Source organism: Methanosarcina mangrovi (assembly GCF_052057765.1).
In the GTDB taxonomy this organism is placed as follows: domain Archaea; phylum Halobacteriota; class Methanosarcinia; order Methanosarcinales; family Methanosarcinaceae; genus Methanosarcina.
The window spans coordinates 15,717-41,523 of sequence record NZ_CP195120.1; the positions used below are offsets into that span (position 1 = coordinate 15,717).

The 25,807-nt window shown below is 44.7% G+C and carries 17 protein-coding genes and 2 tRNA genes; 8 read left to right on the forward strand and 11 right to left on the reverse strand.

All coding sequences use genetic code 11. From position 1 onward, the window contains the following. Positions 1-69 precede the first annotated feature (69 nt). The 3 genes from ACSAZL_RS00065 to ACSAZL_RS00075 all read right to left on the reverse strand — a co-directional run bounded on the left by ACSAZL_RS00065 (position 70) and on the right by ACSAZL_RS00075 (position 3,235). Entirely contained in the window at positions 70-1,704 is a 1,635-nt protein-coding gene (locus tag ACSAZL_RS00065; RefSeq protein ID WP_440946733.1) for a PEP-utilizing enzyme, read from the reverse strand. Between the two features lie 120 nt (positions 1,705-1,824). Next, positions 1,825-2,718 (reverse strand): PEP/pyruvate-binding domain-containing protein, encoded by an 894-nt coding sequence (locus tag ACSAZL_RS00070; protein ID WP_440946734.1) that lies wholly within the window; start codon positions 2,716-2,718, stop codon positions 1,825-1,827. A 444-nt stretch (positions 2,719-3,162) separates the two neighbouring features. Then, positions 3,163-3,235: transfer RNA gene (locus ACSAZL_RS00075), tRNA-Gln, on the reverse strand. A 1,910-nt stretch (positions 3,236-5,145) separates the two neighbouring features. Here ACSAZL_RS00075 and ACSAZL_RS00080 point away from each other — a divergent pair. Then, positions 5,146-6,870: an alkaline phosphatase gene (locus ACSAZL_RS00080; RefSeq protein WP_440946735.1), complete on the forward strand. Its 1,725-nt coding sequence runs from the start codon at positions 5,146-5,148 to the stop codon at positions 6,868-6,870. Positions 6,871-7,169: 299 nt separating this feature from the next. Further along, entirely contained in the window at positions 7,170-8,282 is a 1,113-nt protein-coding gene (locus ACSAZL_RS00085) for a uroporphyrinogen decarboxylase family protein (RefSeq protein WP_440946736.1), read from the forward strand. Between the two features lie 829 nt (positions 8,283-9,111). Here the strand turns inward: ACSAZL_RS00085 and ACSAZL_RS00090 are convergent. Next, positions 9,112-9,387, reverse strand: a complete 276-nt coding sequence (locus ACSAZL_RS00090; protein WP_440946737.1) for a hypothetical protein — start codon at positions 9,385-9,387, stop codon at positions 9,112-9,114. Positions 9,388-9,394: 7 nt separating this feature from the next. Between ACSAZL_RS00090 and ACSAZL_RS00095 the strand changes: the two genes are divergently transcribed. Both ACSAZL_RS00095 and ACSAZL_RS00100 read left to right on the forward strand, forming a co-directional pair. After that, on the forward strand, positions 9,395-9,835 hold the full coding sequence (locus ACSAZL_RS00095) for a hypothetical protein (RefSeq protein WP_440946738.1): 441 nt from the start codon (positions 9,395-9,397) through the stop codon (positions 9,833-9,835). A 969-nt stretch (positions 9,836-10,804) separates the two neighbouring features. Beyond that, positions 10,805-12,529, forward strand: coding sequence for an alkaline phosphatase (locus ACSAZL_RS00100; protein WP_440946739.1), 1,725 nt, complete (start codon positions 10,805-10,807; stop codon positions 12,527-12,529). A 95-nt stretch (positions 12,530-12,624) separates the two neighbouring features. Here the strand turns inward: ACSAZL_RS00100 and ACSAZL_RS00105 are convergent, their stop codons facing one another. From ACSAZL_RS00105 to ACSAZL_RS00115, 3 genes are all read right to left on the reverse strand, one after another. After that, positions 12,625-12,912, reverse strand: a complete 288-nt coding sequence (locus ACSAZL_RS00105) for a hypothetical protein (protein WP_440946740.1) — start codon at positions 12,910-12,912, stop codon at positions 12,625-12,627. Beyond that, entirely contained in the window at positions 12,890-13,936 is a 1,047-nt protein-coding gene (locus ACSAZL_RS00110) for a hypothetical protein (protein WP_440946741.1), read from the reverse strand. The genes ACSAZL_RS00105 and ACSAZL_RS00110 overlap by 23 nt, the downstream gene beginning before the upstream one ends. Before the next feature lie 114 nt (positions 13,937-14,050). Beyond that, a complete protein-coding gene (locus ACSAZL_RS00115) occupies positions 14,051-14,242 on the reverse strand; it encodes a type II toxin-antitoxin system HicB family antitoxin (RefSeq protein WP_440946742.1) in 192 nt (63 codons plus the stop codon). A 203-nt stretch (positions 14,243-14,445) separates the two neighbouring features. Here ACSAZL_RS00115 and ACSAZL_RS00120 point away from each other — a divergent pair, with 203 nt between their 5' ends. Both ACSAZL_RS00120 and ACSAZL_RS00125 read left to right on the forward strand, forming a co-directional pair. Further along, positions 14,446-15,708, forward strand: a complete 1,263-nt coding sequence (locus ACSAZL_RS00120; protein WP_440946743.1) for an anion transporter — start codon at positions 14,446-14,448, stop codon at positions 15,706-15,708. A 191-nt stretch (positions 15,709-15,899) separates the two neighbouring features. Next, positions 15,900-18,011: a methyltransferase domain-containing protein gene (locus ACSAZL_RS00125; RefSeq protein WP_440946744.1), complete on the forward strand. Its 2,112-nt coding sequence runs from the start codon at positions 15,900-15,902 to the stop codon at positions 18,009-18,011. A 162-nt stretch (positions 18,012-18,173) separates the two neighbouring features. Here the strand turns inward: ACSAZL_RS00125 and ACSAZL_RS00130 are convergent, their stop codons facing one another. The 4 genes from ACSAZL_RS00130 to ilvE form a co-directional block, all read right to left on the reverse strand. Further along, on the reverse strand, positions 18,174-19,268 hold the full coding sequence (locus ACSAZL_RS00130; RefSeq protein ID WP_440946745.1) for an OBG GTPase family GTP-binding protein: 1,095 nt from the start codon (positions 19,266-19,268) through the stop codon (positions 18,174-18,176). Between the two features lie 938 nt (positions 19,269-20,206). After that, positions 20,207-20,506, reverse strand: a complete 300-nt coding sequence (locus tag ACSAZL_RS00135; protein WP_440946746.1) for an Hsp20/alpha crystallin family protein — start codon at positions 20,504-20,506, stop codon at positions 20,207-20,209. A gap of 417 nt (positions 20,507-20,923) precedes the next feature. After that, positions 20,924-22,852: a molybdopterin biosynthesis protein gene (locus ACSAZL_RS00140; RefSeq protein WP_440946747.1), complete on the reverse strand. Its 1,929-nt coding sequence runs from the start codon at positions 22,850-22,852 to the stop codon at positions 20,924-20,926. A gap of 318 nt (positions 22,853-23,170) precedes the next feature. Continuing rightward, complete coding sequence (gene ilvE / locus ACSAZL_RS00145; RefSeq protein ID WP_440946748.1) at positions 23,171-24,049, reverse strand: branched-chain-amino-acid transaminase; 879 nt, start codon at positions 24,047-24,049, stop codon at positions 23,171-23,173. A 347-nt stretch (positions 24,050-24,396) separates the two neighbouring features. Between ilvE and ACSAZL_RS00150 the strand changes: the two genes are divergently transcribed. Further along, a tRNA-Arg gene (locus tag ACSAZL_RS00150) sits at positions 24,397-24,471 on the forward strand. A gap of 673 nt (positions 24,472-25,144) precedes the next feature. Then, the gene (locus ACSAZL_RS00155; RefSeq protein ID WP_440946749.1) at positions 25,145-25,792 is read left to right on the forward strand and encodes a class I SAM-dependent methyltransferase; all 648 of its coding nucleotides are present in this window, start codon (positions 25,145-25,147) and stop codon (positions 25,790-25,792) included. Positions 25,793-25,807: the final 15 nt, after the last annotated feature.

Sequence of the window (25,807 nt, forward strand, 5' to 3'; positions counted from 1 at the left end):
TGCTATTGATTTCCGTTCAGCCGTGCAGGTCTTAAGTAGATTTTTCAGGGTTTTACACGATTCAGGATTTTACACGAATTCAATAATCCCCTGAGTACCGTCGACTCGTATCCGTTGTCCATCCGCAATTTTCCGGGTAGCTCCCTCGACTCCCACCACGGCGGGTATGCCGTATTCGCGGGCCACTATCGCACCATGGGTCATCAGACCTCCAACTTCCGTAACCAGGCCGGCCACTAGCGGGAACAGGGGAGTCCAACCAGGGTCCGTGTAAGGCGCTACTAAAATGTCTCCTTTATTCAGGTGAGCTTCTTCCAACTTGAGAACCACCCGGGCGCGTCCTTCAACAGTGCCTGCTGAGACCGGGCTTCCAGCCAGGGTGCCCGCCGGAGTCCGGATTGTAACCTGGGGGTTGATAATTTCTCCTTCACTGGTCATGGCCCGGGGAGGGGTCAGCTTACTGTCCAGGCTGAACCGGCTCTTTCGTATCTCAATAATGTTAAGCTCCGTCTGCTGTCTTGCGATCATTTCTTTAATCTCGGGGAGTGAAAACCAGAAAATATCATCAGCATTTTGGAGGATTCCCGCCGCAACCAGGGTGTTCGCCTCCTGCATGATGGCCTGTTTTATCCAATCGAAGTTCTGTACGATAAAGTATTTCGGATGCTCCCGCATCCCGATCAGTGATCGGTGAACCTCAATGAGCCGTTGCATAATCCTGGCTTTCAGGAATCCCCAGGGCTTTTTTCTCAAACGATTTACTAATCTAGCCGCCATCAATTCTGCTTCTTTTTTTCCGGCCTCGAAATCCCGGCGGTGCTGTCCTGGTTGAGCTGATCTTACATAGCTCAGGACCATGGGCAGGAACTGAGTTGGCTCTTCTCGCCAGCGCATCCTGGTTATATCAATCTCCCCGGTTCCTCGCATGCCGTATTTTTGCAGGAATTCCTGAAAAAGGGGCAGCATCTCTCTCCCTCCTGCTACTCCCGGGAGATTGGTGAGAAAGCCAGCGTCATCGGCGTGTTCCAGGTATTCGACGACTTCCGGGTAGCCCCGGAGAGCATCGGCTAAATCCCCCAATTGCAACCCCATCTCGGTAGCTACATTTCCGGGCGGGGACTTGCTTATACCGGGCAACTCGTCGTTATCTCCCAGCCATTTTTGCGAAAGTTTTTCAATCATTTTGTAGGTGGCAATCCCCGCAGGTAAATAAGGAGCTATCCGGTGAATTATTTCGGGAAACAGGCTGGACAACATATCCTGGATGAGCACCACGCGATCCAAACCTGATGTCTCTTCAAGCCTGCTTCTGTTTACCCGGACCTGCTCACTGATAAAACTATTTAATTGATCGATTGCCTGATGGTTATCCCTGTACAGGATATTTCCCATAATGGAGAAAGCTATGGGCATGGCCTTCCGGATCAGAGACAAATCCGGGTGCCGGTCTGGATTCATAGCATCCTGAAACTCTTCCCGCGTGACGAAGTCCTGCACTGCATGGCCAATTAATTCATCCACGGCTGGAAGTATAGAAGGCAGCCGTTTCCTCACCTGCGGATAGTGCAGTAAAGGCGTAACATCAAGGTACAGCCTGGAACCAGCTTCTTTTAAGAGGTGGCTCTCTTCTCCTGGCAGATCCTTGCCAAAAGGCATAAACGTCCTCAACACCGATATTCCCAGGGGTTTCATAGTGTCGGTCATCATCTGCGGATGGCCAAAGGACAAATAAAGATGAATCCGGTCATCATTGGCGAGAGGAAGGGGGTAAAGGGTGGTAATCGGCCGGCTCTGCAGGATGAATATCCGGCCTTCAGCCAGACACTACTCTATATCCTGAGGACTTCCGAAATGTTCCTGGATACGCTGTCCGATTCTTGCCAATTGCAGAGCATTTTCTTCAGATAGAGACTGGGAAGTCCTTCTCTCCTCTTCGATATCTTCCCTGACTGTTCCGCCCGACTTACTTGCACGGATTTCTACTTCCTTGCGAGCTATCTGTTTATGAATTATTTTATCCGATTTTACCCGGTAGAGATCAGGCGAGACCAAACCGGATACCAGGGCTTCTCCCAGACCAAAGCTGGCATCAACAGAAACAATCTTGCGGTTGCCTGTTACCGGGTCGGCAGTAAACATGATCCCCGAAACCTCGGGAAAGATCATGCGCTGAACTACCACTGCCAGTTTTACTTTATCATGGGGAAAACCATTCCGGCTCCGATATATAATAGCCCGGTCGGAAAATAGAGAGGCCCAGCATTTTTTGATACTATACAGTAAATTGGCTTTCCCCTGAACATTGAGAAAGGTATCCTGCTGGCCGGCAAAAGAAGCACCCGGCAGGTCTTCAGCAGTGGCGCTGGAACGCACTGCGTAAGCATAGTGGCTGCCGCTGATCTGCCAGGCCTGGAGAATTTCATCCTGGATGGGAGCAGGCATCTCCAGACTCTCCAGATGGGAACGCAGGCGTTCGCCAATTGTTTGAAGTTCTACCCGGGATTCTCCGGTAATAAGCATCAAAGAATGCAGCAGGTTCTGATATTCCTGGCTCGTGTTTACGAAATCATCAAAGGCATCTGTAGTAATACAGAAACCTGGGGGGACTTCTATTTCCGGGACCCGGTATAATTCCCCGAGGTTAGCGCCCTTACCTCCCACTCTTTTCCCACTGGTTTTATCAATTTCACTAAAGTAGAGTACGTAGTGATGATTCATATTCGTACCACTTTCAAAAGGATTTTTATACTTGTCGAATTCCCAGCAGTTTGTGAGGGGATGAAAACTTCCCTAAAAACCGTTGTTAACTACTGATTTATATTATTATTTATCTTTAGAATATAAAATGAACTTGAAAACCAGAGGGATCAGGAAGAAAAAGAAGAATATAAATTCATAAACAATACTTGATTTTTAGTAGTCCCATTATAACAAGGATAACAAGGGCGCTTTCGGGCTTTAGGATTGGACTCCTGAGCAGGAAGAGTAAGGACAATATAAGAAATGCTACAGCAAATTTGTCAAAAAATTCTTAAAGGATAAAACTTTCCATTGTCCCTATTATTAGGCAGCATTTACAGTTAATGGAGAATAAAATCCAGGCTCGCTTTGATCATATGGTATTTTAAAAAATAGTAGTTGACTAGAAGTAAATATAATTAGTAGTCCTGAGCGGATTCGAACCGCTGTCCCGGGCTCCAAAGGCCCGAAGGATTGACCACTACCCTACAGGACTGTGCGTGAAAGCTTTTACTTATAGCTTAATTCATGTACTTAATTTTTGTGCCAGCTCCGGACTTTTTTGCGGTATTTGATGTTATATCTATAATTATTTAAAATGTAGTTTGCTGGCGTTGAAACTTTTTCCCTGACCATATTTTTTGTTTGGAAAGAATTTTTCATATAATTAACTTAAAGTATCATATATTCTTTCTATATGATGGAGCTGGAAGACATAGGGAAGATCGAATAGCGAAGTTATAGCGGATTGTTAAAGAATTGCCCGGAGTTACCTGTTCCTGCTCTGGCAGTATGTTTGATGGGAATATATTTTCAGAGCTGCTGTGTTGGGGGATGCGGTAAGGGATAAGAGTGACACCGGGCTTCTTCTTACGGTCAATATTTGTTTTCAGGGCTTCCGAATCCGTTTACATTCTATTTTGTCGCTTCCGCCCTGTTTTTGCATACTTTCTAGTGGTTTTTGCTGTATTGTCAGTACTTTTTTTTGCTCTTTTATGTAACACTCTTTCTGAGTATTTCTGGTTAAAAATCAGAATCAGGGAATAATTTATGCTGGCTTTGAAACTTTTTGCAATACAAAATACTTTGTAACAGAACAATTTTTGATATAATTAATTTAAAATAATTTCCGCTATTAGTATGTACTGGAGTTTGGAAATAAAATGGGATAATCTACAAATATAATCTGCCACCTAAAAAACCGCCCGGAGGTGCTGGTTCTGCTTGAACCGATATTCTTGGGGGAGCATATCTTCAGGACTTGCTGTGTTGAGGGCGCAGCAAACGAATACAGCACCTCCGGGCTCCTCTGAAACTGTTTTTCTTCTGTCTTTTCTACTTCGTTTTTTTCGCTCTATTCTAGTTTTTCACTCCTTTTTCTACTCTTTATTTCTCTATTTCCCTGCCTTGCACTTTATACTGATTTTACAGGTTGCAGTTCAGAGTCTGGTAGCCGGATCTTTATCCTTAAGGAGTTATTTCGCTTTGAATTTTTCAAAGATAAATTAATTTTTGTTTGAAAACAAAATTTTGGATAATTAATTTAAAATAATCAATGATATAATGTTATGGTTGTGGAGTTGGGAAGTGAGTAGGGTATAGTATAAAAAGAACTGCTTGGGGGCCATTGATCCTGCTCTGGATCAATATGCTTGGGGGAGCATATCTTCAGGGCTTGCTGTGTTGGGGGACTCGGCAAAAAAGGATGTTAGTGCCTCTGAGCTTCTTCTCACAACGTTTTCTTCACCGAACTTTTTTCTCTCCGGGGTCTTTCCCTGCCACTTTAAACGTTGTCAGAAACGGGCGCTTTATCGGAAGGACGATGCTCTCTTTCTCTATATGAAGTTCAACTGCTTCTTTCAGGTTCGAAACTGCTTCTTCAATCGTTTTCCCCTAGCTTGATATTTCCAGTTCCAGGCATGAGGATACGTACTGCTCATTCTCTTTTTTTACCATTGCAGAAAATGTAAATGTTTCTGTCATGTATTGTAATACTCCAGATTTTTGTCTTTGTTTTGTGTTTAATTTTTCACAGTTATTACTTCTTAACTCCGAATCTTACAGGATTTTTCAGGTAAAGCTAGCTTTTTATTCTGACTTTCTTTCATTCTTCTTTTATTTCGTCCATCGGTTCTTAACCCTGGTTCTGAACCCTTTATGATTCTAATGGAAGCTGAGAGGGAATAATATAAGGTAAATATTTCGGTATACTGTCGTGATTAAAATATGGTTGATTAGACGTATTTTCTCATTTCTTATGTAGTTTTTTATATTTTTTGAAGGTGCTATTTTAAAATACTTATGGCTCCTATTTCAGGTTTAAACTCTAAAATTTTGAGTAGGGTCAGAGAATACTGCTCTTAAAAACGTTTTTTAATAAATTGATCTCAAGTCTGAGGTAATTCTATGGTAATCGAAAAACCACATGTTTTCTTTATTCTCTCAATTATCGGCCTGCTGCTTCTCGAAAGTGCTGCTCTGGCAGTGGCATCGGGAGATTTTCTGAACCAAAATGCCGCTTTCAGTGCTAATGCCTATTACAAATTTTCTGCAGACTCAGAAGCCAATATCAAAAATATTATCGTCCTTGTCCCGGACGGTTGTTCCCAGAGTGTCCAGACTCTTGCCCGATGGTACAGCGGGGAAGCTCTGCAGCTTGACGAAATGATGGTCGGATCCGTATCCACTTACAGTGCTGACTCCGTTATCACGGATTCCTCTTCTGCTGCGACGGCGTTTGCAACAGGGTATAAAACAACAAATGGGTTTATAAGCGTCGGCCCGGCAGGAGATTCCGTTTTAAGCACCTTGGAAATCCCTCCAGAAAAACTGCAATACAGCCCGCTCGCAACAGTGCTTGAAGGCTCAAAGCTCGAAGGCAAAGCTACGGGGCTTGTTGTAACCGTTCGCGTCACCCATGCCACACCTGCAGCTTTTGCTTCTCATGTCGATGACAGGGACAATGAAGACGAGATCATGGAACAGATGGTTTACGAAGATATTGACGTGGTCTTCGGGGGCGGTTCCAATTATCTCATACCTGTGGCTGAAGGGGGAAAGAGGACTGATGGAGAAAACCTGACCTTGGTTCTTCTTGAGAGGGGATACCAGTATGTCGACAGCAGAGCCGAAATGCTGAACCTCAGTTCCGGCAGAACCTGGGGGCTTTTTGCCAGCAGCCATATGGCGTCGAGCATAAACCGTCCCTTCTTTGCCCCTGCTCAGCCTTCTCTTCCGGAGATGACTGAAAAGGCCATCGAGTTGCTCTCCCAGGATAAAGATGGCTTCTTCCTCATGGTGGAAGGCGGTCAAATAGACGGGGCAACCCACGCCAATGACCCTATTTATGCTGTTACCGAGTTCCTCGCTTTTGACGAGGCTGTTAAGGTCGCAGTTGACTTTGCTGAAGAAAACGGGCATACCCTTGTCCTGGTCTTCCCGGACCACAACACCGGCGGCATGACTATCGGGAGTTATTCCGATTCCGAATATGATTCCACAAGCGCAGAAGACGTTATTGAGCCTCTCAAAGGTATGAAGCTTAACTCCATAGGCGTTGCGGCAAAAATAGGGAAAGATCTTTCTCCTGAAAATATCAAATCCCAGCTGAAAACCTGGTGGGACATTGATGCAACCGATGCTGATGTCACTGAGATTCTCGAGCTCTATAACAATGGAGAAGGCCTTTCTCTCGACTATGCCATAAGCGAGGTAATCAGCCGAAATCACACCGTTATCGGCTGGACCACTCACGGGCACTGTGGAGAAGATGTCCCTCTATGGGCTTATGGCCCTGACAGTCCTTCAGGACATATGGATAATACCGAAATTGCGGAATACGTCTCTGAAGAACTGGGCTTTGACCTGAGAGAAGCCGGCGAATGTCTATTTGTCGAAGCAGATGCGGTTTTCTCAAGAGACAACGGAGACGGGCAACTCGATGAAAATGAGTATTTGCTGGATATGACCGATCCTTCAAACCCTATGCTGAGAATCGGAGACGCCGAACTGCCCGTGAGCAAGAATCTTCTTATTAAGGACGGAGTTACTCATGAACTCAACGGAATAGTTGTTTACGCTCCAGCAACCGATAAGGTCTACGTTCCTTATGAGGTCCTTTCACTTGTCTGATGTGGGCGCTGTCAAAAAGGGCTGTCTCTGTCAAAAGGGACTGTCTCATGGAATTATCACATCAATGAAGTATACAAAAAGGTGAAAAAGTTATATTGAAATCAGGAAACCCTGAAGAAAAACGGAAGTTTTTTTCTTTTACTTCTTTTTTTATTCATTTTGCTCTTCTCGCCCTCTTTATGGGCTGAAAACTGGTCAAATTTCCTCCTCGGGATTTTTTCTTTTGCCTGAAATCTGGGTGGTATTTATAAAACTACTTTTATAGTGATATCCGGAAGCTTAAAAAAAGGAGATATTTTATGGAAGCGGAAATGACCTCAAGGGAGCGTTTTATTAACGCACTCGAAGGAAAAGATGTTGACAGAGTCCCGTACGGCTACCTGTGGTTCGGGGCCGGGCATGCAGTGCTGGAACGGATGGTTGCAAGCCTCAGGGATGCCTACGGTTCTGCAGAGGGGATTGCAAAGGCACAGATCCTTGCCCGGGAGATGTACCACCACGACAATGTGATGTCCCCCTGGGGCTGCCTGCTGGTGGAAGCCGAGGCGCTCGGGACGAAGGTATCCATAAAGGAAAATGCCTATCCTGCGGTTGAGAAATATGCCCTCAAATCCGCAGCCGAGCATGAACTGATAAACCCCGATAATATCGAGAGGTCCGGGAGAGTGAAGACCATTGCCGGATCGGTTGAAATTCTCAGAACGGAAATCGGGGACGAGGCCTTTATCACCGGGGCAACCATGTCTCCCCTGATGCTCGCATCTCAGGTCATGGGTGGGAGCAGGCTCTGCATCGACATGCTGAAGGACAGGGACAATTTCCATTCCCTGCTGGAAAAACTCACGGAAAGCTGCATCCTTTTTGCCGATTCCCTGCTTGAAGCCGGAGCAGACGGCATTTTTGTTGAAAACGGGGAAAGTACGGGGGACCTTTTCAGCCCGCAAATGGCTGAAGAATTCATGCTGCCGTATACGAGGGAACTCTATGACCATATCAAAGCCGAAGGAGGATACGTAATCTCCCATAACTGCGCAGCTCATGCCTTTTATGACCTGGAGATGAAACTTGAACCCCACGCCCTTAACTTTGCCTTCGGGGACGTCAGGCTGCTGGGCAAGAAGTACGGAGTCGAATGCCAAAAGCTTCATAACCACAACAACATCGGGTGCGGTCCGAGACATTGTTTCAAGGAGTTTAAGGAATTCTCCGATGCCGGCATCTGCCTAATGGGAAATATCATCCCGTCTGTTCCTCTCACAGGCTCCAGGGTTGAGATCGAGCATGAGGTAAAGAGCTGTCTCTCCGCAGCCCCGGAAAAAGGGTTTATCCTTGCTACAGGCTGCGAAATCCCTCTGAACACGCCGCTTGATAAGATGGAAATGCTCTGGAATGCGGTAAAAGCCGGGATTTAAAGCCTTCTTTCAGGTTTTTGTTTTCTGAATTTTTCCGAAAATAAGCCTGAGAGGCACAAAAGTTAAGTTATTCCGTAGTATGCAGTTATCAATAACAGGATTATTCAGCAACACGTTTGTCCAGTACTACATGGTTGTTCAGTACTACACGGTCATCCAGTGTTGCACAATTTTTAAAAAGCTCCGGGAAAGTTCTTCTCGGAATTTTTCATTCTATTTTTTCCCGTTTTCAACGGCTTATTTACTTTTTTCATTTATTAATTCTAATGATAGGTGAGGGGAGGGATATAGACGGGTATTTTGCCAGATTCCAGGTACTGCAAAATAGGGTTATATAGCCGCATTTTTCCAGCGTCGACTCTCGCACGATATATATTTTATATGTGAAAAATTCAAATACAGCTGGCTTCCTTTTCAAATCTGTGATTTAAATCCGAGTATGATTTGAACCAACCCCGTTCTTAAAAATCTGCTCTCAGTTCGAGGAATTTTCATGAAGAAGTTGAAAACAAAAACCCCACTACAACTTCTAAGTGTTTTTATAATTTTACTGTTGACCGCCTCGGCAGCTTCTGCTGCTTATTCTTGCCAGAATGGAAAATATTACTCTAAAAATTATAACTATAAGAATTATACGAATTATGAATGGAACTACAACCATTCAAATTACAACCAGTATTCAGGATGGAACTACAGTAACTGTAATTCCGGAGAATGTACCGGGTCTGGAATTTGTAACCAGTACTCAGACTGGAACTCCAGAAATTGTGATTCTTTAGGAAATACCCAGTCTGGAGTTTGTAACCAGTATCCAGACTACAACCAGTGTTCAAGCTGGAATTACAGTAACTGTAATTCCGGAGAATGCACCGGGTCTGGAATTTGTAACCAGTATCCAGACTCGAACTGCACAATTTGTAATTCTGAAACCCCTGAATCTGGAGTCTCTGACACTGGAAGCTCTGACACTGGAAGCTCTGACACTGGAAGCTCTGACACCGGAAGCTCTGACGCCGAAAGCTCTGACACCGGAAGCTCTGACTCCGGAACCACTGACTCTGGAAATACCGTCCCCCCCTGTCACCCCAACAGATGCAACCGGCACAACTACCGTGAAACTGTGTAGTAATAATGTTTGCACGGTTGGAGGAAATGGGGAAGTCCTTACCCTGACAAACTATAACAATGCAGTAAATCCTACCTACGACCAGCTCTTAGCGTTTTTGAAAGCTGACAAGACCGATGAAAAGCCCTACACTTCAACATATGTTTGCAGTGACTTTGCAAAAGCCCTTCACGACAGTGCAGAAGCTGCCGGTATAAAAGCCGGTTGGGTAGGTGCAGAAGGAGTTAATCACGCTTTCAATGTTTTTGAAACCACCGACAAGGGGACTGTGTATATAGACTGTACGGGTGTGCCTGGAGGAGCTACACTTCAGGATAAACAACTGAATGTTGTAATTGGCCAGCCCCTGAGCGGAAAGTACCTGTTCAGACAGGGAACGATTACCGGCATGGAAGGAACTGTTACAAGTTTACTGGTTTACTGGTAAGCTTTCCTTTCTTTTTCTTTTTTTCAGACCGGATTAATACGAGAATTATGAGATTGGGTTTTTTGATAGTTCCTGATTAATCTGTTGATATTGCTCAGAATATCCGAAGCTGGAATCTTTTGTTTATCTGTTCTACTCCTTGCAGGGCTGAAGCCGGCTCATCTGCCACGCCAAAAGTAACAGGCTAATTCATATCGTCACCAGGAGAAACGGAATTTAGAACCGTCTCCCATGTACGAAGAATACTTCTCTTGACCCTGAGAACATTATTTAAATTCTCAGATAAGTATAAGCGCTCCCGCCAGCTTGTCTGGCGGCCCTTCACAAAAAGCAGAAAAGCAGAACAAATACAGATTTGAAAGAGAAATAAAGACCAAAATTTTTTCTCTTTAGTCTACTTGGTTTTCGTTCTTAATCACAAGTATATCCAGCAGCTATTATTTTCGAGTTTTTATTTTCTTTCTTTTTTCTCTTCATTGTCTTTTGGGGAAGACCGCTCTCCTGCGTCGAGCGGGACAGGAACGGTTCTGTGTGGTGAATAATGCTATACGGATCAGATAGATCTATTATTTGATTCACTTGAGTGAAGATTGATATTTTAACCCACACCTTCACGGCACGGAATAATTCTCAAAAGAATCCGGGTTCCGTTATTGTTTATAATAGAGGAAGCAGTGCCTGATAAAATGCAAAGATTTTACAGGGAAATCTATTAAGCGAATGCATTGACGGTTCTAATAAGGTATAAAGAGAAGGATATAGACGGATATTTTGCCAGATTCAACTTACTGCAAAATAGGGTTATATAGCTGTACTTTTCCAGCATTGTCTATCGTCAGATATATATTTTATATGTGAAAAATTCAAATACAGCTGGCTTCCTCTTCGAATTTGAGATCTAAACTCTGAGTATGGTATGAACCTAATAACCTGCTCTTAAAAAATCTGCTCTCAGTTCGAGGAATTTTCATGGAGAAAAAGGAAACAAACATTTTGCTAACTTTTTCGATTATAGGACTTCTGCTGCTTGGAAATGTTGGTTCCGCAGTGGCTGTGAAAGGCAATTTGAACAACAATGCCGATTTCAACGATTCCGTTAACTGCAAACCTGTTGCAGGGTCGGAAGCCAAAATAAAAAACGTGATTGTCATGGTCCCTGACGGGTGCTCTCAGAGTGTCCAGACCCTTGCACGCTGGTACGGCGGAGAGTCCCTGCAGCTTGATGAAATGGTGGCCGGAACTGTATCCACTTACAGCGCCGACTCCGTTATCACGGATTCCTCTTCTGCCGCAACGGCATTTGCTACCGGGTTCAAGACAACTAACGGTTTCGTAAGTGTCGGTCCCGAAGAAGACACCCTGCTGAGTATTGTGGCAGACCCGGCAGAAGAGTACAGCCCCCTTGCAACAGTGCTTGAAGGCTCAAAGCTCGAAGGCAAAGCTACCGGGCTTGTTGCAACCTCCAGGATTACCCATGCAACACCTGCAGCTTTTGCATCCCACGTTGATAACCGGAACAATGAAAGCGAAATCATGGAACAGATGGTGTATGAAGACATCGATGTGGTCTTCGGCGGCGGCTCTCAGTACCTCCTCCCCAAAGCCGACGGTGGCAAGAGAGCTGACGGGGAAAACCTTACCGAAGTCCTTCTCGACAGGGGCTACCGGTACGTTGACAATGAAACCGAGATGCTTTCCCTGAGTTCCGGGAAGACCTGGGGGCTCTTTGCCAGCAGCCATATGCAGCCGGACATCGACCGCGCTGAGTTTGCCCCTGAGGAACCTTCTCTTTCCAATATGACTGAAAAAGCCATCGAACTCCTCTCTGATGATAAAGACGGCTTTTTCCTGATGGTGGAAGGCAGCCAGGTAGACTGGGCAGGGCATGCCAACGACCCCATTTATGAGGTAACCGATTTCCTGGCCTTTGACGAAGCTGTCAAAGTCGCGGTTGACTTCGCCAAAGCAGACGGACACACCCTTGTCATAGTTTTCCCTGACCACAACACCGGTGGGATGACCATAGGGAGTTATTATGACTCGGAATATGATGACACCAGTGTAGAAGACGTGGTAAATCCTCTTGAAGGCATGAATATCACTGCGGCAGGAGTGGCTAATAAAATAGGAGAGGATCTTTCTTACGATAACATCAAATCCCAGTTGAAAACCTGGTGGGGCATTGACGCCACAGACGAGGACGTAGACGAAATTCTTGCCCTCAAAAATAACGGTACCTCTCTTGACTACGCAATCAGCGAGGTCATTAGCCGGAACCATACCGTAATCGGCTGGACAACCCACGGGCACTGCGGAGAAGACGTCCCTCTCTGGGCTTACGGTCCCGATTCCCCTGCAGGGTACATGGATAATACCGAAATTGCGGAATATATTGCCGACAAACTTCGCTTCGACCTGGCTGAGACAAACGAGCACCTCTTTGTCGAAGTCGGAGAGGTATTTTCTGAAGATAACGGGGACGGGCAACTCGATGAAGACGAATATTCACTGGATATGACCGATCCTTCGAACCCTGTACTCAAAATCGGAGATGCCGAACTTCCGGTAAACAAGAACATTCTTGTCAAGGACGGCGTAACCCACGAGCTCGAGGGAATAGTCGTCTATGCTCCGGCAACCGGTAAGGTCTATATTCCCACTGAAGCGCTATCACTGATTAATGGAAAAAATTAAGTTAAACTAAAATGTGACCGAAAGCACCTGATAAATATGAGTTGATTAATAGGGAAATTTCCCTTTTCTTTTTTGTTTCAGGTATATACTTCTCTTTAAATCAGCTTTCTTTCCGAATATATTTCATGTAGTCTTTCTTCTGTCATGGGGCACTCGATTAAATCAGCAAATTCTTCTTTTGAGAGTTGTAGCTGTTTTCTCATTTTTGTCAACAGGCAGTCTCCATATTCCTTTATTCCATGACTAATAAATGTGTGGATTCCGGTTTTTTCTTCTCCATCATAATAACGATATAACTTGTGATGGGAATTGTGAATTTTAAACCCTTTTTTTGATAAGGCTATTTCTATGTCTTTTGCTTTATAGCTGGACATAGCTTTCACCCACAATTTGCAAGAGTTTATCTCTTAGGATTTTGCCACTCTTTGTTAGTGTGTTTTCTTCAGTTTCAACATATTCTGACCATAGGACAGTAAGTTCTTCCTTAACTCCTTCAATTGCTTGCTTGAGAGTGGGTTGAGCCGAGAGTAGGCCTAAGTCATCATTTGAAGCAATATAATAGTCATTTTCGAAATATAATTCAATATTAACTGCCTTTTCAAGTTTTCTTATTACATTGTCCTTCTTGAATAACCTAAGATTATAATGAGATAGTGGCTCCAGACAATTTTCTTGGTCAATTTCCAGAACAAAGGTGCCGGTTGAAGTTGGACTTGTTTTTCCCCGAACTCTTACAAACTTTCCCAGGGATGAAGTAACAAGGTCTTCAATATCAGGAGTATACTTGCATTTTATAATCCCCTCTACAGAATCTATCTGAATACTCCTTTTTTTATCCACTCTTACTTCCACCAATCTACCAAAGACTTCTTTCTCACATTCTTCAGGAGCTTTATTAAGAAGAGATTCAATCTTTCCTTTTTGTTTAGGGTTCAATTCTCTGTTTTTGTCCTTCCCGAAAGCAAAGCTAATACTTAATTTACTTTCTTCATCAGGCCACATTGAATAGAATTCTCTCAGAATTTTATTGACTCTATGTTGGTCTCTAATTATGCTATGCAAATCTTCCTCAGAAACATTAGCTTTTGAAAGAGCTACCAGCAAATCTTCTGTGACGCATAAAGATTCTTCTCCGAGTGTTTGCAGGCTCTCTATTCGTATCTGACCGTCTGCCACTTCCATGGTTGCGTGGATACTACCTTTTTCTAGCTCTGTAATAAGTAATGTACAGTATTCTTTTACCGGTTTCGGAAAATCTCCTTTCTGGCGTGCAGGATTTCCAACAAGATGATCTCCTATTTGATAGATAGCATTCTGAATATGTTGAAGGGTTTCTACGAGATAGGGGACAGATATCTCATTTTCTCCTTTTATTGTAAGTTTAATGTTTCTATTGGAAGATTTCACCCTTCATCACCTTGGCCATTGTAAATACACTTTATTCTCTTTATTTCTTTCTTTTTATGTTGTGGGATATTAAATTTTTCTAATTTTCTTTTATTTGACCTTCGATCGCAGAAATCAATAATACACAATTTTCGAAAAGCCTTGGGGAAGTTCTTCTCCCAGGAATTTTTCAACCTCTTTTTTCAGGTTTTCAATGGCTTCTTCAACAGTTTCCCCTCTGCAGATCACATCCGCTTCGGGGCAGATTGAAACATAAGAATTTTCTTCCTTCCGGATGGTCGCAGAAAAAGGAAACCATATCGTCATGTTCTGAAATATTGTTCAGTCCATTTTAAGCGTTTCGTATACCCTTAGCTACCTGTTAGGAATGTACTCTACCTTACTCCCATGAACTACTTTTTCATGAGCCTGTATGTGCGAGCGCAGGTAATTTATACTTGCAAACATATCACATTCGAAGTTTATATCAATAGAATTCAAAAACTTATGTCGATCAGCTTGCGGGATTTATGGCAGCAGAGTCTTTGATATCTTCTTTTGTGTCTTCGCCCGACCTTTCGGTGCTCGTCCTCCTTGGTGTTCTCTTACTCACCGCTCTTCGGCAGGTCGGGTCTTTAAGGCTACAGATCTGGCAGGTTATGACCCTCGGAGCTCTCCTGGTGCTATTGCTCGGGGAAATCTCGCCTCAGGAAGCTCTCCATGCAATTAACCTGGAAGTGCTCCTTTTTTTATTCGGGGCTTTTTGTGTGGGGGAAGCGCTTAACAGGAGCGGATATCTTGCCTGGCTTGGGAGCCGGATTGTTTCAAGGGCGAAGAATACGGATCAACTGGTCCTGCTTGTGATATTTTCCACAGGGCTGCTCTCCGCGGTCCTCATGAATGACACCCTTGCTATTATGGGTACCCCGCTTGTTCTGCGTTTTTCCCGGAAATACGAGGTCTCTCCCAAACTCATGCTCTTTGCCCTGGCTTTCGGAATAACCACAGGAAGTGTCATGAGTCCTATCGGAAACCCGCAGAACCTTCTGATCGCAATTGACGGAAATCTGGAATCTCCTTTTGTGGTTTTTTTGAGCTCGCTTGCTCTGCCAACTCTTATAAACCTTACACTTGCTTACGCAGTACTCAGGTTTTTTTTCAGCCGGGAATTCGGAAAACCGGCCCTAATCCATTCTGAAGAGGTCATTTCCGATCCCGAACTTGCCGAAATCTCAAAAAAGGCTCTTTCCCTCCTGCTGGCTCTTATTTCCTGTAAGATCCTGCTTGTGGAATTTTTGCCTGCCTGGGATTTCAGTTTGAGCTGGGTTTCCCTGCTCTCCGCTTCTCCAGTGCTGCTCAGTAAAAGGCGAACCGAAGTTGTAAAGAACATTGACTGGACAACTCTGGTCTTCTTTGTTTCGATGTTCGTGCTTATGGAAAGTGTCTGGATTTCCGGAACCTGCCAGGAACTTCTCGGCAGAATGTCTCCGCAATTAGGCTCGGTTCCTATGATCCTGGCTCTCAGCATAGGACTCAGCCAGCTTATTTCTAATGTACCCTTTGTTGCGCTCTATCTTCCTGCAATGGGAACCGGAGTCTCTCAGGGACAGCTGATGGCACTTGCTGCTGGAAGTACAATTGCGGGGAATCTTCTAATCCTGGGCGCTGCAAGCAATGTTATAATTCTTCAGAATGCTGAGAAAGAAGGTGAAACATTTTCTTTTATCGAATTCGCCAGAATTGGACTTTTAATTTCATTTTTAGATCTTATTATTTACTTTATATTCCTTTAACCCTTAAAAGCAATAATATTTCTCTAAATAAAGCTAAAACACCTATTATATCTCTAAATATCCTTTTAAATCCTATTAATCCTTCAATAAATCCAGCTCGACAACCCTCTCAGTATATAATGGGCAATCAACCCTCCGATAAACTTGATATACTGAAAGCACATACACTTTTTTCTGGAAGATATCAGATCATGACCCAGAATACTACCGATTCAAATCCCAGGCGCAAACGCGCTAAAGGTACCGTACAGACGAAAACCCTCGGTCCCGTTGATGACCTTGAACCTCATGTCCGATCCGACTGGTGGCAGACTCTTTTTAACTCCCTTTACCTCAAGACCGATGCTGATCTTCTGGATGATATGGAAGTTACGAGGAAAGAGGCAGATCTTCTTGTCTCCATTCTCGGACTGGACCCTGAAGACATGGTTCTTGACCTTTGCTGCGGCCAGGGCAGGCATGTCCTGGAACTGGCAAGAAGGGGGTTTTCAAACGTTGAAGGCTACGACAGGTCCCAGTACCTTATCCGGAAAGCCCGAACAAGGGCTCAGAAGGAAAACCTGCAGGTCAGGTTCAGGGAAGGGGACGCCAGAAAACTGCCTTACCCATCTGATACTTTCTCTGTGGTAACCATCCTTGGAAACAGCTTCGGATATTTTGATTCCACTCTGCATGACCGAAAAGTGCTTGAGGAGGTTTTCAGAGTACTGAAGCCCGGGGGCAGGGTCTTTATTGATGCCGTAGATGGGGACCATATGAAAAAGAATTTCCAGCCAAGATCATGGGAATGGCTGGATAGGAAGTACTTCGTATGCAGGGAAAGAGCCCTTTCTTCTGATGGTGACCGCCTGATCTGCAGGGAGGTTATATGCCGCAACGACCGGGGAATAATTGCAGACCAGTTTTACGCTGAGAGGCTGTACAACAGGGAAAGCCTTTTTGAGCTGCTTACCGCGTCAGGTTTTAGCAGCCCTACTTTTCACACAACCTTCAGCCCCATATCAACAGAGACCCAGGACGCAGGAATGATGGGACAGAGAATCCTGCTTTCGGCAACTGTTGAGAAAGCCTGGCCGTCGCTATCTTCTTCTCTTCAGAATGCTGAGAGTAAAAAACCCCTTAATGTTGTTGTGGTGCTCGGAGACCCGAGAAAGGAAGACCAGGTCAAGCCTGCGTGCGTATTTGACGATGACGATTTCGAAACCGTTAACAGGATGAAAAAGGCTCTTGCCGAGATTCCTTACATGAAATTCACTTTCATGGACAGGCACGAGACCCTGCTCGAAGACCTCAAAAAGAGGGCAGGAAAGACTGACCTTGTACTCAACCTCTGCGATGAAGGTTTTAACAACGACCCCACAAAAGAGCTCCATGTTCCTGCCCTGCTTGAGCAGTTCAATATCCCTTATACGGGTGCGGGTCCCCAGTGCCTTGCTTTCTGCTATGATAAGTCTCTTGTAAGGGGAGTCGCCCGGGAAATGCGGATTCCTGTGGCAAAAGGAGTTCTCGTTACCGGGGATTCTGATGTTTCTAGGCTTTCCCTCTCTTTTCCCCTGATGGTAAAACCCAACTCAGGAGACTCAAGTTACGGGATCACGCAGAAAAGCATTGTCCATAGCAGGGAAGAAATATTCAATATAATGAAAGAGACAAGAGAAAAAATAGGGGCAGACAAGCCTTTCCTGCTGGAAGAGTTCCTTCCCGGGAAAGACATCAGTGTCGGAATCATCGGAAACCCGCCTTTCTGTACCGTGCTGCCTATCACGGAAGAAGACTATTCCGCAGTCCCTGAAGACCTCCCCAGGATCTGCGGGTACGAAGCCAAATGGCTCCCTGACTCTCCTTACTGGAAGATCAAATCCGTACCTGCGGGCCTTCCTGAAAAGACCGAAAAGGAAATTGTGAAGTGCTGCCTTTCTCTCTTTACAAGGTTGGGCTGCCGTGACTATGCCCGCTTTGACTGGAGGCTCGATGCCGAAGGCAGGCCAAAACTGCTTGAAGTAAATCCGAACCCCGGCTGGTGCTGGGACGGGCACCTTGCAAAAATGGCAGCTTATGCCAATATTTCTTACTCCGGTATGCTCGCAGCGATTCTTGAGGCTGCAAAGAAAAGGTGTGGCATCGGAACGAGTGTAAAGGTTGAGCTTCAAAGGAAAGTCCCTGAACGGTCCTCAAGGAAAAGTCCGGATGAATATGCTGCGGAATTCGAGGAAGAAGTTGAAGCTAAAGGTTCGATCGAATCCGAAAACGACCGAAAGAGAAATGTTTTCTCTGGCAATTCGCAGACAATACAGGCTCTTTAAGAGTGTATAAACTCGAAAAGATCGACAAAAATCAAAAAATTGGCAAAATCAAAAAGATCGGTTAAATGAGTCAGATCCGCTAAAGAGTAACCAAAAAACGTGAAGTGGAAAGAACAGATACGAAAGGTCGTTTCTTTTTTCCCTTTCGCTTTCCTTTTTCTTTTATTTCTGGATGATTATCGTAAGGATATCTTCGTCTTCCATGACATGTTCAAGCCCTACTCTCTGTCCGGGATGTTTTGCAGACGGGCCCCATACCTGGGCATAACGGAACTTCCTGCGGAAATCACGGTGCAGGCGGTCGCAGATCTGGCCTATGTTTGTCCCGCTCATTACTATAAGGGGCTCTTCCATATCTGCGGGCTGTCCCTGAGGTTTGAGGTAGACCCGGATAAAACCCAGGCAGTCGTAGATCGAGTCCTTGAGGTTCTCGATGTTAATGCCTTCATGAGCCGAGATAAATATCGACTTGGGATACAATTTCCGGCATTCTTCTATCAGTTGAGGGTAGGCAAGGTCCACTTTGTTGACCACTGTCAGGGAGCGGACATAACTTCTGTTGCCCAGGACTACATCGATAAGCTGGTCCACAGTGATATTTTCCCTTATAAGGACATGGGCATTGTGGATTTTGTATTCGTCCAGCACGGCTTTTATGGTTTCTTCATCGAGGTCAAGGTCGATTGTCGAGTTTATCTCGATTCCTCCCCTGTCCTTTCTCTTGATGGTGACATCAGGGGGCACCTCATCAACCCGGATTCCTGCCTGACAAAGTTCGTCCATAAGGACTTCATAGTGCTTGGGCTGGAAAACATCGAGCAAAAAGATGACCATGTCGGAGTTTCTTATGACCGAAATTACTTCTTTCCCACGGCCGCGCCCAGACGATGCGCCCTTTACAAGTCCGGGAACGTCAAGGAACTGGATGGTTGCGCCTTTGTGTTCAAGCACGCCGGGCACGACGGTGAGGGTGGTAAATTCGTATGCTCCTACCTCTGATTTTGCTCCCGTAACCTTATTCAGAAGAGTGGATTTTCCTACCGAGGGAAAGCCCACGAGAGTTACGGTACCGTCTCCCGATTTCTTGACCGAGTAACCTTCTCCTCCGCCCTTTGAAGAGGCTTTCTTCTCAATTTCGTCCCTCATACGGGCTATCTTGGCTTTCAGCCTGCCTATGTGGTGAGAAGTTGCCTTGTTGTACTGGGTCTTTCGAATTTCGTCTTCTACTTCCTGTATTTGCTCCTGTATGCTGCTCATCTGGAACCTGCCGATTTCGGGACTGAAGAAATGATCTTTTGTATGTGAAAAATAAACCGCACCCAAACGGTCTCTACAAACCTTTTTTGATCCAAAACAGATCCGTTATCTGGATATTTTATCCTGAATAGTTGGATGCAATATATATAACTATGGAATGGTTTTATTTACTGGTTCGGGAACCGTAAAAATATTCCGGTAGAGATATTCCTGGCCATTTGTATATCTTTATAATTATAATAATATTTAAAGTTTGTTGAAAAAGAGTTTTTGATGGGCGTCGCAAGCAGGACTCATGTGACCGAATTCAGAATGAGTAATTGCTCTAAATAATCGCTCTAAATAATCGCTCTGAACAATCGCTCTGAACAATCGCTCTGAACAATCGCTCTGAACAATCGCTCTGAACAATCGCTCTGAACAATCGCTCTGAACAATCGCTGCCATGAAAACCATGGAATCAAAAAGCTATGGTAGAAACTATTGATAGGCAAAGTCTGCGCATGGCAGCAAATGCACTCCGTTCGTCTCCGTTTATATAGTCGACTTCATGTTGTCACTTTACTTTCACGACTTTCCGGTGTAACTGAAAACCAGCGTACGCTTCGAAGTGGAATATGCCGGTTTCTGTCATCGGTCAACTTCATCCACAGAAGATCCAAACCAAATCTAACTTCTGTGCAATCGAATGACTCATAATAGCCATCGATCCACCTAACATTTACTTTTATACTATCCATATCTCCAGTCTCCTTTATCACGTTCTGTTCTCGATTTTTAGTTCCCTTTTTTCTTTTTTGTTGTTTTTCTTCCTTTTTGCTGTTCTCCTGACTTTCTCGTTCCTCTGGCTGTGTTTGCGACTTCCTCTATAACCGAACAGCCCGTGCCTGTAAAGTCAGTCTCCCGTATCCCCCGGAGAAGATTGTCGTACTTTCGTCTTACTCGATTTTCACATCAATTAATTTTTCTAAAGGCTGTTGATAAGGCACTGTGACTTTAAGTATGCCGTTCGAATAGCTAGCAACTGCTTTTTCCGGGATTACCGAGCAGTAAATAGAATAGCTGTCTGCATACTCGACTCCTTCTTTGCTAGCTTTTATATAAAAGCCATCTTCGGAGATCTTAAATGAAATATCTTTCTTTTCAACTCCCGGAAGAACGACTTCTATTTGAAGGTTTTCGGATTTATCGTCAGGGTATGCGCATATGGCTGGTGATATCCTCAAAACATTTCCCATTTATATCCCCCAAATAAGGAACATGCTTTCATACTCTAAGTCCGCTAGATCGACCGGATATGCCGGTTTTCTATTTTCAAAATTTCAGAGCTGAGGAATTGGAGGAGCCTGTATCTCGTTTGTTTTTCCCGGACACGACTCCTGAGTCCTGCGAAACAAATTCCAGAACTTTTTCCGCGATATTTTTTATTTAATTCAATGAATAAAAGACGGATATATTTTTGGAAATTAAGTTTCTGAGATAAGGTTTATTTTAACCGGGGCTTCGCTCCCAGGCAGTTTTATTTTTTTAAAGTGCTAACATACTATAGGAATATGATACCTGTGGAATGTGAGGGAAGAGCCTGGAACCTCATTTTCAAAAAAGAAAGAAATGAACCGGAAAACCCGTTAAATCTTTAGATTTAGCGTTATAGTTCACTCAAAAAAAATCATCTCTCCTGTCCTCTCATAAACCTGCAACCCTATCGGGAGCTTTGAAGCGAATTCTGCGGAGCCCAGGGTTTGAAGGAACTTTTTGACTTCAGGAGTGTCCAGAACCTCTTTTCTGATCAGAAAATCATACTCTTCTTCTGCAAATTTTATGAACTTCAGGTTATTCTTTTCTGCACAGTTTCTTATGCCCACTCCGGCATCAGCCTTTCCCGAAAGCACAGCCTCGCAGACTGCAACTTCGGATTTCGCTCCGGAACCGTATCCGGGGATTGAGTCCGTAAATTCTTTTTTATTTATTCCCCTTCTTCCTGCAAGTTCCTCGATTTTCAGCTCAAGAAGAGCCCTTGTGCCCGAACCCCTATTCCTGTTGATCAACTTTTTACCGGGCAGGGCTTCAAGTCCGGAAATTTCGCTGTCCTGCTGAACAAGGAGTCCCACTTCCCGCCTGTACCCTTTGACAAGTACTACTTCAGAAAGTCCCGCATTCTCTATTGTCGGGATATTGTACAGGATCTCTTTTTGTTCTTCCGGACGCTTTGAGGGCATGTTCACGCCTGCGATATCTGCCGTGCCTGCGGCAATTGCACTGAAACCCCCGCTTGAGCCGGTGTAACGGGTTCTGAACCGAAGTCCGCTAAGGTCTTCAAGAACGTCAATTCCGGGGCAGAACCCGCCTGCTATGAGCAGATCCGGCTTTTCAACTTCTCCAAAAAGAGTTACTTCCACAGCTGTTCCGGTTTCCATAAATTCGGTCTCCGGCGGGATTTCTATAAAGCCGTCGGCTTCGGAAAGAGAGGTTATGGCCCCTGAACCCCGGTCGGCAGGATAAACCCGTCCCCGGACCAGGCCTACGGGGAGGAGCTGCTGTCTCCCTTCGGAGCGGAGGGTCGTACCCAGAATTCCGGCTTCCGTTCTTCGGATTCCTGCCTCTGCTCCAAGGGATTTTCTCAGAAAAGGTGCCACAAATTCATTGAAGATCAATAAGGCAGATGAAGGATTTCCGGGAAGCCCGATAATCGGGACCCCTTTTACAATGCCTATGACTACGGGTTTTCCCGGTTTTATGTTGATCCCGTGGGCAAGGGTCTCTCCTGCCTCGTCTATTATCCGGTACATCACATCCCCTGCCCCGGAAGACGTGCTGCCCGAAGTCAGGATCAGGGCACATTCCGAAACTGCAGTCTCAAGCGCTTTTCTCATCACAATTTCGTCATCCTTCACGACTCCGTAAAGCAGGGGGAAAGCCCCGCATTCCTGAACTCCTGCGTAGAGGGTGTAAGAGTTTGCGTCGTATACCTTCCCTGAAGCCAGTTTTTCTCCCGGTGTGACCAGTTCATTCCCGGTTGAAATTATCCCTACAGGCAGCCTGAATACGGGAACCTCTTTTTTCCCTATGGAAGCCAGGACCCCGATTTCTCTTGTGCCCAGCTTTCTCCCCTTCCGCAGTACTCTTTCCCCTTTCAGGATATCAGAGCCTGCTTTCATGACATTTTCGCCCCCTGTTACAGGTCTTGAGATGAATACGTTCCCATTTTCTTCGGAGCTGTACTCGACCATAACCACAGCATCAGCTCCTTCAGGGATCGGGGCTCCTGTTGCAATCTCCATAGCCTCTCCCGCCGAGACCGTGAATCGGGCGTCCGAACCTGCAGGGATACTCCCGAGCAGCTTCAGTTTTACTGGCTTCGTTTCACTGCAGGCATACGTATCTTCTGCCCGGACTGCGTAGCCGTCCATTGTTGCTCTCGGGAAAGGAGGGACATTAATTTCGGTAACTATCTCCTCTGCAAGGATTTTTCCGTAAGCGTTTTCAAGGGCTGAGCTTTCTTTCTCAGGCCGGATCCGAAGGCTGTTTATTATTCTCCGCGCCTCCTCCACAGGGACAAGTTCCCGAAATTCTTTGCGTTTCATGAGAATCAACCTGAAATCTTATCGGTTTTCAGATGGATTTTTCCCCTTAATAGCATTTTCCGGTGCATATCAATCTGTTCTTGTATCCGTAATCTCTCTCACAACCGGAATTTTATACCGGGGCGTGCAGGAGAAAAGTGTACGGGGTTGACTGGAAGGCCTGGCCCGAAATATCGAAAAAATAGACTCCGGCCCTCAAAAAAATAGATCCCGGTGGGGCTGATTGAGAAAGATTCCGGTCAAAAAAGATTTTGGCGGGAAAATCCCGCAGTTTTTGTTTTTATCTTCGGGTCGTGCTCTTTTTCTGAGCAGACGCTTTTATTTATAAATTGGTGTTCCCGTGCTCTGGGTTATTTTCTCAAAGGCTTCAACCATTTTCATCGTGAAGGGTCCGGGTTTGCCTGTACCTATGATTCTTCCGTCGAGTCTGGTCACGGGGGCCGATTCGGCTGCAGTTCCTGTAACGAAGATCTCATCGGCTGTGTAAAGGTCAAAGAGGCCGAGGTTTGCTTCGATAACTTTGTATCCCATCTCATCCAGAAGTTCGATGGCTGTGGCCCTTGTGATGCCTTTCAAGTTGCTTATTGTGAAGGGGGTCAGGACCTGGTCGTTCTTGACGACGAAGATGTTGTCTCCTGAGCCCTCGCAGACAAAACCGTTCTGGTCAAGGAAGATAGCTTCATCTCCTCCTTTCTCGTTGGCTTCGATCTTTGCGAGGATGTTGTTGAGATAGTTCAGAGACTTGATGTTCGGGGACAGGGCATCCGGGGCATTCCTCCTGACACAGACGCTAACTCCGGTGAGTCCGACTTCGTAAAGGTCGCCGTACATGGCTCCCCAGCCCTGGGCGATAACGATGATGCTTGGCTTCTCACACTTGCGGGGGTCAAGCCCGAGATCGCCGATTCCTCTTGAGACGATGGGGCGGATGTAAGCGTCTTTGAGGTTGTTTTTCCTTAGGGTCTCAAGGATTATTTCGGTCATTTCCTCTTTTGTGACGGGTATGTCCATTGCGATTGCTTTTGCTGAGTCATAAAGCCTATCGACGTGCTCCTTTAACTTAAAGACACGCCCGTTGTATGCCCTTATGCCTTCGAACACACCGTCTCCATAGAGGAAACCGTGGTCATAGACCGAGACTTTGGCTTCGTCTTTGGGGACAAATTTCCCGTTTAAATAAATCAGTAAATCACTCATTTGCAAATCATCCTTTTAATTTTTGATTGCCTGTTGAATACTTAACTGGCTCTTTCGATCCAGTACAGTCTTTAATCTACAAGCGAATAGCCCATTTAACTTTTTCACTCTTCGCAGTATGTAAGCTCTATACAGAGCACTTAAATATACTCCTAACTCTGGGAGAGTTGCCATACTGAGAATTTTAAGAAACACTCCATGTAAAGCGGGTATATACTGAATATATATTACAATTCCGCTTCCACATAAATATTTTAAGATTTTATCCCGCCCCAAGTAAGACGTTCATACAAAAGGCTTTTATCTTAGAAGACGCATTTCGTATTCCGCAGTAGAACAAGCAACCAGGGCTCGTGGCTTAGCCAGGATATAGCGCTGGGCTTCTAACCCAGACGTCGGGGGTTCAAATCCCTTCGAGCCCGCTTTATTCTCCTTGCCTACTTTTGACTAATCTTTGGTAAATAAATCTCTACTTTCTTCCTGATGTTCTTATGCTTTCTATTGAAATTCCCACGACTTTCAATTAGATTTTTTCTTTTTTCGGCAATGGTTTCCCGCATGGCTACAGCTTTTCTCTGAAGCCTGTGTTACACGCCTCTTTAAAATAATGTCTCTTTAAACAACGTATGTCTTACTGAACCGTCAATGAAAATCATACCTGTAGCCCGGCTTATTATCGTATTTTTATACTGTAGCCAGGCCAACCCCCGGAGGGCTGCTCAGACCAGGCGCTGCTTCAGCCGGACCAGGCTTAGATTGGAATAGTCCTGCCTCTAAATCCCGGCGGATGAAATAGCATATGATAAGTCGATGGGCAATTGTTCAATATCATGGGATTTCATGATTTTTTGGTTATATTCTGAAATTCAGACAGCAGGTAAAGTTATTATAATAATGACGCTAAACAATTAAGGCGTACCCAATAACCCGACCGTGCTCACATCAAACATGGAGTCACTTTTGGTTGCATAATAAACTATTCCATAATCTTCAACGTCTTTTTTGATTATACCTTCATTGTAAAAAACAGGTTTTAAAAACAGGTTTCAGAAGTAAGGAAAATCGAGACTGCTGATACTATAAGGGTGGTTAAATATGCGGGTATTTACAAGGATTTTACTGATAACTTCAGGTCTTTTTGTTTTATTGCAAATTGCAATAAGGATTATAAAAAGATTTTATAAACTTTCACCCCCGCCATTTATGGGACGTTTTTTAGATAGTGATTTTAGAAGAAAACTGCAGCCCCCTGATAAATTGATAGATCGAAGTGGGATAAAAGAAGGAATGCATGTTCTGGAGGTTGGATGCGGAAGCGGAGCGTTTACAACCTTCGTTGCAAGGACTGTTGGAGTTAAAGGAGAAGTATATGCTCTTGATATTCAACCAGGAATGTTAATGCAGTTAAAGGAGAAACTATCCAGGCCAGAAAACAGAGATATCAGGAATATCAAGATTATAGAAGGAGATGCGCATAACCTGCCCTTTGATGATAACTCCTTCTATCTGGTATATACAATAACAGTTCTTCAGGAAATTCCTGATAAAAATAGGGTTTTAAAGGAGATAAAAAGAGTTCTGAAACCTGGCGGAATTCTTGCAGTAACCGAATTTTTACCTGATCCCGATTACCCTTTAAAATCTACTACTATCAGGTTAGGCGAAGAAGCTGGCCTTATCCTGGATAAAGTTGAAGGAAACCTCTGGCACTATACTGTCAGATTTAAAACACAGAAAAAATAGTCTACCGGAACTGAA

What these genes read in the sequence shown, in the direction of transcription:
- ACSAZL_RS00065 (WP_440946733.1), bottom strand. Translation starts at nt 1,704, where the DNA reads ATGACCGACACTATGAAACCCCTGGGAATATCGGTGTTGAGGACGTTT.
- ACSAZL_RS00070 (WP_440946734.1), bottom strand. Translation starts at nt 2,718, where the DNA reads ATGAATCATCACTACGTACTCTACTTTAGTGAAATTGATAAAACCAGT.
- ACSAZL_RS00080 (WP_440946735.1), top strand. Translation starts at nt 5,146, where the DNA reads ATGGTAATCGAAAAACCACATGTTTTCTTTATTCTCTCAATTATCGGC.
- ACSAZL_RS00085 (WP_440946736.1), top strand. Translation starts at nt 7,170, where the DNA reads ATGGAAGCGGAAATGACCTCAAGGGAGCGTTTTATTAACGCACTCGAA.
- ACSAZL_RS00100 (WP_440946739.1), top strand. Translation starts at nt 10,805, where the DNA reads ATGGAGAAAAAGGAAACAAACATTTTGCTAACTTTTTCGATTATAGGA.
- ACSAZL_RS00115 (WP_440946742.1), bottom strand. Translation starts at nt 14,242, where the DNA reads ATGACGATATGGTTTCCTTTTTCTGCGACCATCCGGAAGGAAGAAAAT.
- ACSAZL_RS00120 (WP_440946743.1), top strand. Translation starts at nt 14,446, where the DNA reads ATGGCAGCAGAGTCTTTGATATCTTCTTTTGTGTCTTCGCCCGACCTT.
- ACSAZL_RS00125 (WP_440946744.1), top strand. Translation starts at nt 15,900, where the DNA reads ATGACCCAGAATACTACCGATTCAAATCCCAGGCGCAAACGCGCTAAA.
- ACSAZL_RS00130 (WP_440946745.1), bottom strand. Translation starts at nt 19,268, where the DNA reads ATGAGCAGCATACAGGAGCAAATACAGGAAGTAGAAGACGAAATTCGA.
- ACSAZL_RS00135 (WP_440946746.1), bottom strand. Translation starts at nt 20,506, where the DNA reads ATGGGAAATGTTTTGAGGATATCACCAGCCATATGCGCATACCCTGAC.
- ACSAZL_RS00140 (WP_440946747.1), bottom strand. Translation starts at nt 22,852, where the DNA reads ATGAAACGCAAAGAATTTCGGGAACTTGTCCCTGTGGAGGAGGCGCGG.
- ilvE (WP_440946748.1), bottom strand. Translation starts at nt 24,049, where the DNA reads ATGAGTGATTTACTGATTTATTTAAACGGGAAATTTGTCCCCAAAGAC.
- ACSAZL_RS00155 (WP_440946749.1), top strand. Translation starts at nt 25,145, where the DNA reads ATGCGGGTATTTACAAGGATTTTACTGATAACTTCAGGTCTTTTTGTT.